Origin of the sequence: Streptomyces sp. NPDC090083, assembly GCF_044747445.1 — a bacterium.
Lineage (GTDB): Bacteria > Actinomycetota > Actinomycetes > Streptomycetales > Streptomycetaceae > Streptomyces.
Window position 1 is genome coordinate 728,012 of the sequence record NZ_JBIVED010000004.1, and the last position, 15,345, is coordinate 743,356.

A 15,345-nucleotide genomic window follows, 5' to 3' on the forward strand; every position below is an offset into this window, starting at 1 on the left:
CTTCTGGAAATCCGTGGAACGAACGACTGTCGTCCCCGTTTCCTGTTGAGCCCGCGTCAGCATCCCGTTGGCACCGCCGCATTGAATACGTGAAGGCCCGGATACCAAAGTGCGGAATAGTCACCAAACCCTTGACCGGCCTCTCGTGAAAACCGGATGGTGTCCCTGCAACAAGGTCGATCCGGTCTCGCCGTCGGTGTATTCGCCCGGTCGGCCTTACCGCATCGATCTCCCTTTACGAAAGGTCCCCGAAAGGTAGACCGCATGCCGGTGCAGGAAATAAGTCGCGTGGACCGGGATTTCGGAGAAGACCTCCTACGGGCGGCGCGGACGCTGGCCGCCGACGGCGCCACCGGCGACACCGTGCTGTCCGATCCCGGCGCGCGGCTCCCCGTGAGCCTCGCCGCAGAACTCGACGGCATCGTCCGACCCCCCGATCCGCACGTCGGGCACCGGGTCGTCAAAGGGCTGCTCGCCCTCGGCGACCCGGGTCCGACCCCGCTGCACTGGCGGGAGAGCGATCCCCGGCGCGGCGCGGCGCTGGACATCGCCCTGGCCCTGGTCGCCTCCCGGCTCGGCCGGGTGTTCGGCTGGCGCAATCAGCAGGAGGGGCGCATCGTCCACAACATCCTGCCCAGCCCAGGTCAGGAACGTCTCCAGGTCGGTGCCAGCAGTGTGGTTCCGCTGGCCTGGCACACGGAGGACGCCTTCCATCCGCACCGGGCCGACCTCCTGCTGCTGGCCTGTGTGCGCAATCCGGACGACGTGGGCAGCAGGCTCTCCGGCGCCACCGGTGCGTCCCTGTCCGCCGCGGACATCGAGTGCCTGCAACAGCCGCTGGCCGCGGTGCTGCCCGACGACAGCTATGCCGACCAGGAGGCGGGGCACCGTGCGCCGGTCGGTGTCGCCACGCTCTGGCACCGCGGCGACGACGCGCTGGGCATCCGCTACGACCCCTCCTACACGCGCCGGCTCAGCGACGACCCCGAGTTCGGTGCCGCGTACGACCGGCTCGGTCACGCCCTGGAGGACAACGGCCGGATCGTTCCGCTGGAACCGGGCGACCTGCTGGTCATCGACAACGATGCCACCGTGCACGGCAGGCTCGCGTTCACTCCTCGCTACGACGGCACGGACCGGTGGCTCAAGCGCGTGCTGGTGCGCTCACCCCGGCCGCGGCCCGCCCGCGAGCGCCAGGAGCACGGGTACGACCAGGAACAGATCAACGCGCAGGAAGGGTGAGCGCGACAGCCGGAAGCGGGGGCCGCACACCGTGGTGCGGCCCCCGCTTCCATGTCCGTCGAAGCCCCCTTCCTCGGTGACCTCGGCATCCCCTGTTCCTCGGTGACCTCAGTACCCCCTGGACGGATCGACGACATTGCGCAGCGGCAGGCCGTCCCGGAAGCGGGCCACGTTGTCCAGGAGCAGGTCCAGACACCGCTGATCCGTCTCGGCCGTGGCGTCCGCGCTGTGCGGTGTGATCAGGACATCCGGCTCCGACCACAGGGGCGACGACGCGGGCAGCGGCTCGGAATCGAACACGTCCAGTGCCGCCCCGCCCAACCGCCCCGTACGCAGCGCGGCCAGCAGCGCGCTCTCGTCGACCACCGGGCCCCTTCCGACGTTCACCAGCAGCGCGCCCGGACGCAGCAGCGCGAGTTCCGCGGCACCGATCAGTCCACGCGTCTCCGCTGTCAGCGGCACGGCCACCACCAGTACGTCGAGCCCGTCCAGGAAGTCCCCGATCCGGTCGCGCCCGTACACGGCCCGCGGCACCCGCTCCGCGGCTCCGGACCCGGCCGGATCGCCCGTACCCCGCCGGCAGCCCGTCACCCGCGCGCCGAACGCCTCCAGAAGCCGGACCGTACGACCGCCGATGTCCCCGAGGCCCAGCACACCGACTCGCCGGCCCCGGAGTTCCGAGGCGCTCGGCACCTGCCACTTCCGCTCACGTTGCGCCGCGAGCGTCCGCGGCAGCCCCTTGACGTGGGCGAGCAGCACGGCCAGGACGTGTTCCGCCACCGCGCTGCCGTGCGTCCCGGCCCCGTTGGTCACCTCCAGTCCGGTGGCGGCGGCGCGGCGCAGCACCTCGGGCGCCACGCCCACGGCGACGGTGTGCAGCCAGCGGCACTCCGGGTGCGTACCCAGGAACGCCGCGACCTCGGCCTCGTCGCCCTGCCAGAGAAGAGCGCCGGCGAAGCGGCCACGCCCCGGGCCCGCTTCCGCCACCACACCCGGCCACGACGCGGCGACCGCTTCGCGGACCCGCGGCGACGGCCCGAACAACGCCAGGCCGTCGCCCTGCCGCCCGGTCACTAGCCGCGTGCCGCGGCGCGCTCGCGGACGCTGCGCGGGCGCATGTCCGTCCACACCTCGTCGATGTGGGCGAGGCACTCCGCACGCGTGCCGGCGTGGCCCGCCTCACGCCAGCCCTCGGGCAGCGGGCGATCGGCCGGCCATATCGAGTACTGCTCCTCGTCGTTGACGACCACGGAAAATCGCTCCGCATTGTCCAGAATTGATGTCACGGGATTCCTTCTCTCAATTCTTCCGGTACACGGATATCCGGTACACGAAGGCCGGAAACAGAGAACCTCCCAGGATTCTATTCACCGTGTTTCTGCTGTCGCCAGCGTCGGCGCACCAAGGCCGTCAGCGGATTGTTGAGACGCTTCCGCAAATCTCTGCCGCCCTTTGATCCGACCGTTCATTGACCCTTCTCCCCGGTTGTTCCTAGGGTTTTCCTGGCTGGACGCATTACGGAGACCGCCACGGGTCCGCACCGGAGGCGGCGACGACGTGACGACGTGACGAGCAGAGAGTCTGGGTCGACGAATGGATCGCACCAAGCATGTGCTGGACACCTGCGCGGCTGTGCTGCACCGCCACCCCGCGGTGCGGGAAGCCATCGCGACGACGCACGGTGACGGCGAGCCGGTCGTGTACGTCCTCCCCGCGGAGGGCCACGCGTTCGACGCGGCCGAACTGCGCCGGATCCTCCAGCAGGAGCCGGACCCGCTGCCCGAGGGGACCGCGCTCGTCCAGGTGCCGGAGCTCCCGCGCACCGAGGGCGGTGGCGTCGACCACGCGCTGCTGCCGGTGTACGGCGTCCTCGGCGGTCTGCTGCCCCTGTGGCGGGAGGCGTTCGGCCACGAGGGCATCGGCCCGGACGACGACTTCTTCGCGCTCGGCGGCTACTCGATGCTCGCGGTACGGCTCGTGGGCCGGGTCGCCGACCGATGGGGCGTCGACCTGCCCCTGGCCGACTTCTTCGACCTGTCGACCGCGCTGGACGTGGCACACCGCCTCGTCGAACTCGGAGCGAGCCCCACGGCAGCCGAGGTGGCACCGCACGCGGCGGACGAGCTGAGCCTGGAGGACCTCCTCGCCGACGTCGACCAGCTCTCCGAGGAACAGGCGCTCGCCCTGCTGGGGCTGGAGGCCTCACCGGGCGACGACTCCGCCCGCAGCTGACCATCGGCACAGGCCCGGCTCGGCCGGGCACCCGGACCCGCCCACGGAGAGAGCATGTACCGGATCGATCTGACGGACGCCGACCGCGAGACGGCCGAGGTCCTCGTCGACGAGTTGTTGCGCGAACGCCCCTCGTCCGACGAGGAGTTGCTCCACGCCGTGGCGCTGCGCGCGCAGGAGCTGCCGCGCCCGCTGCGGGCCGAGGTGAACACCTTCCGCCTCGAAGAGCCCTCCGGCGGCTGCGTGATCAGCGGTCTGGACGTGGACGACACCCGCATCGGCGCCACACCCGCGCGGTGGGGCGAGGCCGATGCCGACGGCCGCACCCGCCGCGAGGACATGTTCCTGCTCATGTGCGCCTCCCTGCTCGGCGACCCCATCGCCTGGGCCACCCAGCAGGACGGGCGCCTCCTGCACGACGTCGTCCCGATCAGGGGCCACGAGCACGCCCAGCTCAACTCCTCCACGGCCGAGCCGCTGACCTGGCACACCGAGGACGCCTTCCATCCCTACCGGGCCGAGTACGTCGGCCTGATGTGCCTGCGGAACCCCGACGCGGTGGAGACCACCTACGCGCTCTTCGACGACGTGCGGCTGGACGAGGGGACACGGCGGACACTGGCCGGCGCGCACTACGTCATCCGCCCGGACAACTCCCACCAGCCGGAGAACCGCGGTGCGCACAGCGGCATCGAGGCGCCGGCCGACCTCCTGGAACGCAGCATCCGCAGGATCGACCGGCTCACCACAGCACCCGAGAAGGTGCCCGTGCTCTTCGGCGACCCGCGGAGCCCCTACGGCCGGCTCGACCCGTACTTCATGGACCGCTGCGCCGACGGGCGGGAGGCGGCGGACGCGTTCGACGCCCTCGTCGGGGAGATCGACGCCAGGCTGACCGGCGTCGCCCTGCGCCCCGGCGACGTGCTCTTCATCGACAACTACAAGGCCGTGCACGGCCGTAACCCCTACCGGGCGCGCTACGACGGACGCGACCGCTGGCTTCGACGCGTCAACATCACCCGCGACCTGCGCAAGTCCCGGGACGCCCGGGTGCGTGCCGATTCCCGGGTCATCTTCTGAGGCCCTGCCGCGCCTGCTCCCCCGTCCCCTCCCCCGTCCGTGCCCGGCCCAGCGAAAGGCATGACCGTCTCATGAGGAAATACCGGCTGATGGTCCCGGGTCCCACACCGACCCCGCCCGAAGTCACCGCCGCGGCGGTGCTCCCCGTCGAGGACGAGCGCACCCGGGCCTACGCCGACGTGTTCTCGCGGGTCGTCGACAATCTCCGGCGGACCCTGCGCACCAGCAACGACGTGCTGCTCTTCACCTCCAGCATGACCGGTGCGTTCGAGGGCACCCTGCAGAACCTCTTCTCGCCGGGCGACGCCGTCCTGGTGATCAGCAACGGTGCCTTCGGCGAGCGCTGGAGCCGGCTGGCCGCCGCCTTCGGTCTGGAGGTCACCGAAGTACGTCATGCCTGGGGCGAACCGCTGGACCTGGGCCGCATCGCCGCGGCCGCCGCGGCCCCGGGGTTGAAGGCCGCGATCGCCGTCCACTGCGAGACCTCGACCGGGATGGTCAACGACATCCGCGGGTTCGTGTCCGCGTGCGCACCCCTGCTCACCGTGGTCGACTCCGCGTCCGGGGTCGGCGCCTGTGAACTGCGCACCGACGACTGGGGTGTCGATGTCGTCGTCGGCGGCTGCCAGAAGGCGCTGATGACCCCGCCCGGCCTGGCCTTCGCGAGCATCAGCACCCGGGCCTGGGAGCAGCACGGGCAGGCCCGGCTGCCGCGCTTCTACTTCGACTGGGACGAGAGCCGCGAGGCACTTCGCGCCGAGATCCCCCGCACCCCGTGGACCCCGGCGATCTCGCTGATCAGCCAGCTCGACGTGGCCCTGCGGCAGATTCACGCCGAGGGCCTGGACCAGGTCCTGGACCGGCATGTGCGGCTCGGCCGGATCGCCCGCGCGGGTGTCCTGGGCCTCGGACTGCGGCTGTTCTCCCCGGACGAGGACCGCCACAGCGCGGTCACCGCCGCCGAGCTGCCCGAAGGCGTGGACGCGACCGCGCTGGTCGACCGGGTCCTGGACCGCTACGCCCTGCAACTCGCCGGTGCGCAGGCTCCCTTGGACGGTCGTGTCCTGCGCATCGGGCACTGCGGATTCGTCGACGAGTTCGACGTCCTGACCGCACTGGCCGCCGTCGAACTGGGGCTGGCCGAGGCCGGCCATCCCGTCCGTCCCGGCAGCGGTGTCACCGCAGGCCTCGCCGTGCTGCACCGCCTCGACGGCCGGGACACCCCGCACCGCGCGACCGCCGGCTCCCCGGCCCGTCTCGCACGGGAGGGACAGCCGGTGCCCTGACAGCCCGCAGGACCCCGCACCGCCCGCTCGTTCACCAAGGCCGCCGAAGGACCGCGTCCCACCCCACGAATCAGGAGCACGCCATGCATCTGCCACGCGCCGCCTTGGAGGACTGGATGCGTGACTTCTACTTCGACACCTCGATCGACCTGGGCAGCAGCGGTGTGCGGACCTGGTCCCTCGCGGAACTGCGCCGGCTCCTCGGCATCACCGTCGAGGAACTGGACGGCATCGCGCTGGACGACGCTCCCTCCTACGGCGGCGCGCGCCTTCGCCGGGCCGTCGCCGACCGTTTCACCGCCGGGGACGTCGACCGGGTGATGGCCACCCACGGCTCCACCGAGGCGATCTTCGTCGTGATGAACGCGCTGCTGTCCGCCGGGGACGAGATCGTCGTGGTGGATCCCGCCTACCACTCGCTGACATCGGTCGCCGAGTCGATCGGCTGCCGCCTGGTGCGCTGGCGGCTGCGCCCCGAGTCGGGTTTCGCGCCCGACCTCGACGAACTGCGGACCCTGCTGACACCGCGCACCCGCATGATCGTCGTCAACTTCCCGCACAATCCGACCGGGGCCCACCTCACCCGCCGCCAGTTCGACGACCTCCTGGCCCTGGTCGACGGCCACGACCTGCACCTCGTGTGGGACGCCGCGTTCGCCGAACTCGTATGGGACAGCGAGCCGTTGCCGGATCCCTCGACGCTGCACGAGCGGTGCGTCGGCCTGGGCACGATGTCCAAGGCCTACGGGCTGCCCGGCACCCGGGTCGGCTGGTGTCTGGCGGCGCCGGAGATCCTGGCCCGTCTGGTCCCGCTCCGGGACGCTCTGACGATCTGCCTGTCACCGCTCACCGAGCACCTGGCCGCGCGCGCCCTGGAAGGGGCCGACCGCATCCTCGCCGACCGGCGTGCCGGCGCGGCCCGCAACCTCGACCGGCTCGATGCCTGGACCAAGGAGAACGACGACCTGGTGTCGTGGTCCCGCCCCGCGGGCGGAGTCACAGCCTTCCCCGCCTTCACGGGGATCGCCGACACCGAGGACCTCTGCCGCGAACTGGGCACCCGACACGACCTGTTGCTGGTGCCCGGTGCCGGCTTCGGCCACCCGGACCGCGTCCGGCTCGGCTTCGGCGGGGCCGAGGACGCGTTCGACGAGGGACTGACCCGTCTGCGCACAGCACTGACTGAACGACGGGAGGCGCTCTGATGGATGTCACCGACCTCCTCGCCCGGCTCGACGAACTGCCCGCCGCGCAACGCGCCCTGGTGGAGAAGGCACTGCGCGACCGCAGCGGCCCGCAGACCTGCGAGACCTCGGTCACCCAGCAGGGACTGTGGCTCATCGACCGGATGGCGCCCGCCGACCCGCTCTACACGATCGGCTGGCAGCTGCGCCTCGACGGCCGTCTGGACCCCGAGGCACTGACCGCGGCGGTGAACGCGCTGGTCGCCCGGCACGCCGCCCTGCGCACCACGTTCACCGTCGAGGACGGGCGCCCGCTCCAGGCCGTACAGCCACGGCTGAGCGTCCCCGTCCCGGTCGACGACCTGCGGGCGCTGGAGGAGCCCGCACGCCGGCGGCGGACGGAAGCACTGTGCGCGGCCGAGGTCGCCATCGGCTTCGACCTGGAGAAGGGCCCGCTGGCACGCTTCCGGCTGATTCGCGTGGCGGACGAGGAACACGTCCTCACGATGGTCGTCCACCACATCGTCTTCGACGCCGTCTCCGTGGACGTGGCCCTGCGCGACCTCTCCCGGGTCTACAACGCGCTCGTCGCGGGCGAACAGCCGCCGCCCACCGCGCCGGCGCCCCAGTACCCGGACTTCGCCCGCTGGCAGCGCGAGCACCTCACCGGTCCACGGCTGGAACGGCTGATCGGCTACTGGCGCCGGCAGCTCGCCGGCGCACCGGGTCTGCTGGCCCTGCCGACACTCCGGCCGCGCCCAGCCGAGCAGTCGCACGCCGGAGCGGAGTACACCGCCATCCTTCCGGCCGAACTGGGCGACCGGCTGCGGGAGTTGGCCCGCGACGAACGCTGCACCCTGTACACCGTCCTGCTGGCCGGATTCCAGGCCGTCCTGTCCCGCTACAGCGGCCGGCGCGACCTCAGTGTGGGGACCGTGGTCCATGGCCGGGTCCGCAGCGAGTTCGAGGACATGATCGGCTACTTCGTCAACACGCTGGTGCTGCGTGGTGACCTCACCGGGGAGCCGACCTTCCGGGAGCACCTGCACCGCACCCGGTCCGCGTTCCTGTCGGCCTACGACCACCAGGCCCTGCCCTTCGACCGCCTGGTGGAGGAGCTCGCACCGCACCGGGGCCTCAGCCACAACCCGCTCGTCCAGGTCGTCTTCGAGTCCCACGACGAGGACGAATGGCGGCAACGCACCCAGTTCACCGGGCTGACGACGGGACAGCTCCTGCCCATCGAGCTGGGCCGGTCGAAGTTCGACCTGAACGTGTCGGCGGTCGAGCGCGACGGCACCATCGACGTGACCGTGGAATACGCCACCGATCTGTTCGACGAGCCGAGCGTCGCCCGCATGATCGCGCACTACCGGCAGCTGCTGGAGAGCGCCGTGGCGCGTCCGGACACGCCCGTCGACGAGCTCCAGATGCTCCTTCCGCAGGAGCGGTTGCTGCTCACCCGGCCGCCGGCACCCGCGGTCGGCCCCGTCTGCCTGCACGACCTCGTCCGGCTGCACGCGATCGCCGCCCCCGACGCCCCGGCCGTCTCGGACCGGACCCACACCCTCTCCTACGGCGACCTCGACACCGGCGCGACCCGGCTCGCCCAGCGGCTGAGTACGCGCGGCGTCGCCCCGGGAGCGGTCGTGGCCGTGGCCCTGCCCCCGTCACCGGACCAGGTCCTGGCCGTCCTGGCGGTCCTCAGGGCGGGCGCCGTGTGCCTGCCCCTGGACCCCAAGACGCCGGACGACACATTGCGCGCGATGCTGGCCGACGCGCGCCCGGCGCTCGTGATCACCGGCCGGGCGACGCTCCGCGAGCCGCTGGACGACGGGACCGTCCTCCTCCTCGACGACCAGGAACACGACTCCGACACCGCCGCACTCCCCCGTACGCCGTCGGCCCTCGCCCTCCCCGGCCAGGCAGCCTTCCTGCTGTACACCGCCGCGCACGACGCCGTGCCGCACGGCGTGCTGATCACCCATCACGGACTCGCCAACGCGCTGCATCCCACGGCCAAGACCCTGCACGCCACACCGGGCGGCACCGTCCTGCAGCACGCGGCTCCCGGAACCGGACTCGCCCTGTGGGAGACCTTCACCGCGTTGACCACCGGCGCCCGCCTGGTCACCGGACCCGCGGGAGAACCGGCCCACGACCACCTCACGCGCCTCTCCCCGGACTCCGGGGACGTGCGGGCCCTCGCCCTCACCGCCGAGGGACCCGCGGATCCGGGCGCCCGGCACGACGGCGTGACCGCGCCGCTCATCGGCTACGGACAGTCCGAGACCTCCGTCCTCGCCCTCACCGCCGAGCACCCGCCGGCCCCGTCCGGACTTCTCCCGGCCACCCCCGTCACCGGGGTCGCCGTCCGGGTCCTCGACGCGGACCTGCGCGGGCTTCCCCCGGGGCTGGACGGCGAGCTGTTCCTCGGCGGCGCGGCGCCCGCGCTGGGCTACCACGGGCGTCCCGGCGCCACCGCGGCGCGGTTCCTTCCCGATCCCTACGGCCCGCCCGGCGCACGGATGTTCCGCACCGGCGACCTCGCCCGCCTGGACGACGAGGGACGCGTCACCGTCCTCGGCCGTGCCGACCACGGCGTCCTGGTGCACGGACTGCCCGTGCGGCCCGGCGCCGTCGAAACCGCGCTGCGGACCCATCCGGACGTGGCGCAGGCCGCGGTGTCCATCGCCGACCGCGCCGACGGTCCGCGCCCGGTCGCGCACGTGGTGCCGGCCCCGGATGCGACCGTCGAACCTCAGGAGCTGCGCAGGCACGTCGCGGGCCTGCTCGCGGCCCATATGGTGCCCGCGGCCGTACGGGTCACGGACCGGCTGCCCACCGCGCCCGACGGCCGGCTCGACCGGGCCGCCCTGCCGGCGCCCGAGCCCGAGTCCGGGCCGGCCGACCGGGATCCGGACACGCCCCGCGAAGCGGTGCTGCGCAAGCTCTTCGCCGACGTCCTCGACCTGCCCTCGGTCGGACTCGACGACGACTTCTTCGACATCGGCGGCCACTCCATGCTGGCGGCCCGGCTGATCGCCAGGGTGAGCGACGTGCTCGGCGTCGAGATGGGACTGCGCACCCTGTTCGAGGCACCGACGGTGGCGGAACTCGCCCGCGCCCTGCCCCGCGCGGAGGAACCCCGCCAGGACGGCCACGGCGACCTCGACGTCGTACTGCCGCTGCGGCCCGCAGGCGACGGCACACCGGTGTTCTGCGTCCACCCCGGCATGGGCCTGGGCTGGTCCTTCGCCGGACTCGTCCGCCATCTGCACCCCCGGCACCCGGTGTACGCGCTGCAGTCCCCCGGTCTGTCCGAAGGCCCCGGCGCCGTGCCGGAGACCGTCGACGCCACCGCCGACCTCTACCTCCGTCACATCCGCGAACTCGTCCCCCAGGGTCCGTGCCACCTCGTCGGCTGGTCCTCGGGCGGCCTGATCGCGCAGGCGATCGCCGTCCGCATGCGGGCCCGGGGCGAACCCGTGGGCATGGTGGCGGTGCTCGACGGCTATCCGCTGGCCGGCCGCGCCGAGGCACTGCCCTCCCGCGAGCAGGAAGCGGCCGATCTCCGTCTGGAGACGGCCGGACTCGACCTCCCGGACGACCTGCGGTCCCGGCTGGCGGACGTCTACACGGCCGTCGCCCGGGGAGCGCGCCGACACGTACCGGACCGCTACGACGGCGACCTGGTCCACGTCGCCGCCGCCGACCGGCGCGACGGCGGGGCCTTCGTGGCGGACCTGTGGCTGCCGTACGTCGGCGGCGAACTGGTGCTGCACACGGCGGACTGCACCCACGAGGAGATGACCCGCCCGGACGTCCTCGCGGACATCGGCCCGCGGCTGGCGGCACACATCGACCGGGCCGATCACTTCGACGGAACGCCCCGGTGACACGGGCGGACCACGACAGCGAACGGAGACAGCCACCGTGGCAGGAAAACCCTATGTAGTGATCGGCGGTGACCCGGACACGGCCTCGTGGCGCGTCCTGCTGGTCCCGCACTCGGGAGCCGGCGCGTCCAACGCGCGCGTCCTGCTCCCGCACCTGCCGCCGGACTGGCAACTGGCGGCAGCCCGGCTCCCCGGCCGCGAGTCCCGCATCCGCGAGCCGGTCGGGGACCTGGACAGCCTGGCCGCCGACGTGGCGGCGACGGCCCGCGCCCTGCCCGGCACGGCGCCGCTGCTGATCGTCGGGGTCTGCGCGGGCGCCGTCATCGCCCTGGAGGCGGTGCGGGCGCTCCAGGATTCCGATCCGGGCCTGGTGGCCGGTCTCGTCACCGTCTCCTACTGGTCCGTGGATCTTCCGCCGCACACCACCAGGCTGCTGCCCGACGGCGACGACACCGAGGAGCTGATGGCCGCGGTACGCGGCTTCGGCTATGTCCCGCAGCACGTCGCCGACGAGGACATGGCGCACACCTACCTGCCGCTCATCGTCGCCGACATGCGGGCCGTCCAGGACTACCGCAGCGGACCCGAGCCCGTGCTCACCTCCCCTCTCCTGGTGGTCTCCGGCCAGGACGACCCCCTGTGCCCGCAGGAGCGTGTCGCGGGTTGGGGACCGTTCGCCAAGCGGACCCGGCAGGTCCGTATCCCGGGCGGCCACATGCTGCTCGTCGAACGCCCGGCGGAGTTGGTGGCAGCCGTCACGGCCAATCTGGACCACTTCCGGTGAGCCCGCGCCGTTCCTGTCCGCCGGCCCGCACAGCCCCATCCGACAAGAAAGGCGCACGGTGATGGAATCAACCCGGGCGGCGGCCGAACAGCGGCTCGACCACCTCCTCCTCCAGCAGTGGGAGCGCGAACCGGACCTGCCGGCCCTCATCCGCGGCGACAGCGTCGTCACCGCGGGCGAACTCAGGGACCGGGTACTGGCGTCGGCCGCCGCTCTCCGCGAGCGGGGCGTGGTGGACGGCGACCTCGTGGCGGTCTACCAGCCGCGCTCGATCGAGTTCGTGGTGTCCGTGCTCGCCGTCGTGTTCGCCGGCGCCGCCCACGTCGCCTTCGACGTCGGCGACCCGCCCGAGCGCACCCGGCACGAGATCGTGGACTGCGCCCCCCGGCTGGTCGTCACCACCCGGGAGGGCGCGGCCAGGCTCGCCCCGCCGGTACCGGCGCTGCTGATCGACGACGACCGGCGGCCGGCCCTCGAACAGCCCGCGCCGCCCCGTACGGCACCCGCCGCACCCGCGGTCGTGCTGTTCACCTCCGGCTCCACCGGCCGCCCCAAGGCCTCCGTCATCAGCCACGCCGCAGTGGCCTCCCGCATGGCGGCCTTCCAGAAGGGCCACCCCATGGGCCCGGGCGACCGCGTCCTGCACCACACCGCCTGCACCTTCGACCTCTATCTCGCCGAGCTGTACTGGCCGTTGCTGGTCGGCGCGGCCGTGGTGATCGCGGAACCGGGACGGCAGCGCGACGCCGCGCACCTCGCGCGCCTCATCCAGGACGACCGCGTCACGACGTTCTGCGGTGTGCCCTCACTGCTGGAACTGTTCCTCCTCGACCGCGACAGCACCGAACGCTACGACGGCCTGAAGTACGTCATCGTCGGCGGCGAGGCCCTCAGCCCGGACCTGGTCCGGCGCTTCCACGCACGCTCCACCGCCTCGCTGACCAACATCTACGGGCCCAGCGAGTGCACGGTCTTCGCCACCGCGTGGACCTGCCCGCGCGACCCGGACCCGGACCTGGTGCTGATCGGTCCCCCGGTGCCCGACACCACCGTGCACCTTCTGGACGAGAACCGGCTGGCCGTTCCCGACGGGCAGCCCGGCGAGGTCTTCATCGGCGGCGTGGGGGTCGCCGACGGATACCTCGGCCGCCCCGAGCTGACCGCCGAACGGTTCGTCACCGGGATCGCCGGCGCCGAGGGCCGCCTGTACCGCACCGGTGACCTGGCCCGCCGACACCCGGACGGCGCCCTGGAGTTCCTGGGCCGGCTCGACCACCAGGTGAAGATCCGCGGTGTCCGGGTGGAGACCGGTGAGGTCGAGGCGACGGCGATGCGCTGTCCCGGGGTGCGCCAGGCCGCCGTGGTCGCCGCGGGCTCCGGCAGCGACAAGCGGCTGTACGCGTTCGTCGTACCGGAACCGGGCACCGACCGTCAGGCGCTGCCGGCCGAGGTGCGCGAACGGCTGCGGGAGTGGCTGCCGCAGGCCATGCTGCCCTCCGCCGTGCGCGTCCTCGACGCGCTGCCGCTGACCCAGAACGGCAAGCTGGACCGGCAGTCGCTCGCGCAGCAGGCCCCGGTCGAGCACCGGGCCGAACCCGCCGCTCCCCCGGCCGCCTCCGACCGCGCCACCACCACCGGCGGGATGGAGGACCTGGTGTCCGGCATCTGGCGCACCGTCCTGGGCGTGCCGCAGCTCTCCCACGACGAGGACTTCTTCGACATCGGCGGGGACTCCTTCCGCGCGGTACAGGTCATGGGCGCCGTACAGGAGGCGCTCGGCCGGAAGGTGCCGCTCGACGTCCTGCTGCGGCTGCCCACCGTGGAGACGTTCTCCGCCGGCCTGCTGGAGCTGACCGGGGAGGCAGAACCCGTGCGCTGACCCTCCCGCCCCGTACGCCGCCCGTCCCACCCGAAGAGACCGGAGCACAGCCATGGCCACCACATCCGACCTGGACTGCCTGATCATCGGCTACAACGACGTGCCGTTCTCGCAGCAGTGGAACCGCGTCAGCAACCGCGGCCCGCGCGATCCCGAGCGCCTCATGTTCATGCGCGACCACCTGCTGTTCGACGGCGAACGGCTTCCGTACATGGACGTGATGAACAAGGTTCTGCGCCGCGCGGGCAAGCTGGACGACAACGTCTACATCCACGGCGGCGAGACGCCCAACCTCGCCTCCCACTACCTGGCCAACTACCTGATCCAGCGCGGCTATTCGGCGGAGTGCACCAGCCTCTTCGGCTGCGAACAGGACCGCATCCGCGACATCCTGCTGACCCGCCGTCCGCGGATCGTGGCGATCACTACCACCTACTACATCATCCCCAACCCGGTCGTGGAGATCACTCGCTTCATCCGCGAGGTGCTCCCGGAGACGACCATCGTGGTGGGCGGCCCGCTGGTCGGCAATCTCCTCAAGGACCTCGACCGGGAGGAGCTGGCCGAGGTTCTGACCTGGATGGACGCCGACGTCTACATCAACGAGTCGCAGGGCGAGACGACGCTCACCCAGATCGCGGGAGCCCTGCGCGAGGGCAGCGACCTCAAGGACGTACCGAACCTGCTGCTCCCCACCGGCTCCGGCGACTTCAAACTCACGGGCATCAAGGCAGAGGCCAACATTCTGGACGAGTGCGCCATCGACTGGGCCAGGTTCGGTGACACCCTCGGCGCCACCGTGCACACCCGTACCGCCCGCAGCTGCGCCTTCAAGTGCAGTTTCTGCGACTACCCGATCCGCGCCGGAGCGCTGACGCTGGCGAGCGTGGAGGTCGTGGAGCACGAGCTGCGCCAGCTCGACCGGATGGGCGTCAAGCAGATGGTGTTCATCGACGACACCTTCAACGTGCCCGGCCCCCGGTTCAAGGAACTGTGCCGGATGATGGCGCGCAACGACTTCGGGTTCCAGTGGTACTCCTTCTTCCGCGCCGGTACCGCGCGCGACGAGGAGACGTACAACCTCATGGCGGAGAGCAAGTGCCGCGCGGTCTTCCTCGGCATCGAGGCCGGTGACGACGGCATCCTCAAGAACATGTCCAAGGTGGCCACGCTCGACCGCTACCGGGTCGGCATCGAGCGGCTGCACGCCCGCGGCATCGACACCTTCGCCTCCTTCATCTCCGGCTTCCCGGGCGAGACCGAGAAGACCGTGCAGAACACGATCAAGTTCATCAACGAGGTCGGTCCCACCTTCTGGCGCACCGAACCCTGGTGGTACAACCACCGCGCGCCGGTGCAGAAGCAGGCGGCCGAGTTCGGGCTCACCGGCCGGGAGTACGAATGGAGCCACAACACGATGGACATCAACGGGGCCGTGGACGCCTGCCACGCCCTGTTCGACGAGGTGAAGAACTCCCTGTGGATGCCGGGCTACAACTTCGACTTCTGGGCGCTGCCCTATCTGATGGGCAAGGGCCTGCAGATGCCGGACATCATCGAGTTCCACCGGGTGGCCCGGCAGATCATGGAGTTCAACGACCGCTCGGATGCCGCTCCCGCGCCTGAGCTCATCGACCGCATGTACCACGTGTTCGACAACGCGCCGCACATCACCGGCAAGTTCGCTCCGCCGGCCCGACGTGACGCCTCGCCCGCCCTGGCGCTCCAGGCCTGAACGTCAGGGCCACGCCTCGCGGCG

11 protein-coding genes are annotated in these 15,345 nt (G+C 71.8%); 9 read left to right on the forward strand and 2 right to left on the reverse strand.

Features of this window, described 5'->3' with window-relative positions:
- Nucleotides 1–288 precede the first annotated feature (288 nt).
- Nucleotides 289–1,242: a TauD/TfdA family dioxygenase gene (locus ACIPTO_RS18490; protein WP_366317473.1), complete on the forward strand. Its 954-nt coding sequence runs from the start codon at nt 289–291 to the stop codon at nt 1,240–1,242.
- A 108-nt stretch (nt 1,243–1,350) separates the two neighbouring features.
- Here ACIPTO_RS18490 and ACIPTO_RS18495 read toward each other — a convergent pair whose 3' ends face one another.
- Entirely contained in the window at nt 1,351–2,316 is a 966-nt protein-coding gene (locus ACIPTO_RS18495) for a D-2-hydroxyacid dehydrogenase (RefSeq protein ID WP_401193263.1), read from the reverse strand.
- Nucleotides 2,316–2,516, reverse strand: coding sequence for an MbtH family protein (locus tag ACIPTO_RS18500; protein ID WP_366318295.1), 201 nt, complete (start codon nt 2,514–2,516; stop codon nt 2,316–2,318). Before ACIPTO_RS18500 ends, ACIPTO_RS18495 begins: the two co-directional genes overlap by 1 nt.
- A gap of 319 nt (nt 2,517–2,835) precedes the next feature.
- Between ACIPTO_RS18500 and ACIPTO_RS18505 the strand changes: the two genes are divergently transcribed.
- The 8 genes from ACIPTO_RS18505 (at nt 2,836) to ACIPTO_RS18540 (ending at nt 15,321) form a co-directional block, all read left to right on the forward strand.
- Nucleotides 2,836–3,474, forward strand: coding sequence for a phosphopantetheine-binding protein (locus tag ACIPTO_RS18505; protein WP_401193265.1), 639 nt, complete (start codon nt 2,836–2,838; stop codon nt 3,472–3,474).
- A 54-nt stretch (nt 3,475–3,528) separates the two neighbouring features.
- Nucleotides 3,529–4,554: a guanitoxin biosynthesis L-enduracididine beta-hydroxylase GntD gene (gene gntD / locus ACIPTO_RS18510; RefSeq protein ID WP_401193268.1), complete on the forward strand. Its 1,026-nt coding sequence runs from the start codon at nt 3,529–3,531 to the stop codon at nt 4,552–4,554.
- 71 nt (nt 4,555–4,625) lie between these two features.
- A complete protein-coding gene (locus tag ACIPTO_RS18515) occupies nt 4,626–5,840 on the forward strand; it encodes a pyridoxal-phosphate-dependent aminotransferase family protein (protein WP_401193271.1) in 1,215 nt (404 codons plus the stop codon).
- Between the two features lie 83 nt (nt 5,841–5,923).
- Nucleotides 5,924–7,045: a capreomycidine synthase gene (vioD, locus tag ACIPTO_RS18520; protein WP_401193273.1), complete on the forward strand. Its 1,122-nt coding sequence runs from the start codon at nt 5,924–5,926 to the stop codon at nt 7,043–7,045.
- Complete coding sequence (locus tag ACIPTO_RS18525) at nt 7,045–10,923, forward strand: alpha/beta fold hydrolase (protein ID WP_401193276.1); 3,879 nt, start codon at nt 7,045–7,047, stop codon at nt 10,921–10,923. The genes vioD and ACIPTO_RS18525 overlap by 1 nt, the downstream gene beginning before the upstream one ends.
- 37 nt (nt 10,924–10,960) lie before the next feature.
- A complete protein-coding gene (locus tag ACIPTO_RS18530; protein ID WP_366317459.1) occupies nt 10,961–11,707 on the forward strand; it encodes an alpha/beta fold hydrolase in 747 nt (248 codons plus the stop codon).
- A gap of 61 nt (nt 11,708–11,768) precedes the next feature.
- On the forward strand, nt 11,769–13,586 hold the full coding sequence (locus tag ACIPTO_RS18535) for a non-ribosomal peptide synthetase (RefSeq protein ID WP_401193279.1): 1,818 nt from the start codon (nt 11,769–11,771) through the stop codon (nt 13,584–13,586).
- 52 nt (nt 13,587–13,638) lie between these two features.
- Complete coding sequence (locus ACIPTO_RS18540; RefSeq protein WP_366317455.1) at nt 13,639–15,321, forward strand: PhpK family radical SAM P-methyltransferase; 1,683 nt, start codon at nt 13,639–13,641, stop codon at nt 15,319–15,321.
- The last annotated feature ends 24 nt before the right edge of the window (nt 15,322–15,345 follow it).

Coding starts and splice junctions, on each gene's coding strand:
- vioD (WP_401193273.1), top strand. CDS start 5,924: ATGCATCTGCCACGCGCCGCCTTGGAGGACTGGATGCGTGACTTCTAC.
- ACIPTO_RS18535 (WP_401193279.1), top strand. CDS start 11,769: ATGGAATCAACCCGGGCGGCGGCCGAACAGCGGCTCGACCACCTCCTC.
- ACIPTO_RS18505 (WP_401193265.1), top strand. CDS start 2,836: ATGGATCGCACCAAGCATGTGCTGGACACCTGCGCGGCTGTGCTGCAC.
- ACIPTO_RS18540 (WP_366317455.1), top strand. CDS start 13,639: ATGGCCACCACATCCGACCTGGACTGCCTGATCATCGGCTACAACGAC.
- gntD (WP_401193268.1), top strand. CDS start 3,529: ATGTACCGGATCGATCTGACGGACGCCGACCGCGAGACGGCCGAGGTC.
- ACIPTO_RS18515 (WP_401193271.1), top strand. CDS start 4,626: ATGAGGAAATACCGGCTGATGGTCCCGGGTCCCACACCGACCCCGCCC.
- ACIPTO_RS18525 (WP_401193276.1), top strand. CDS start 7,045: ATGGATGTCACCGACCTCCTCGCCCGGCTCGACGAACTGCCCGCCGCG.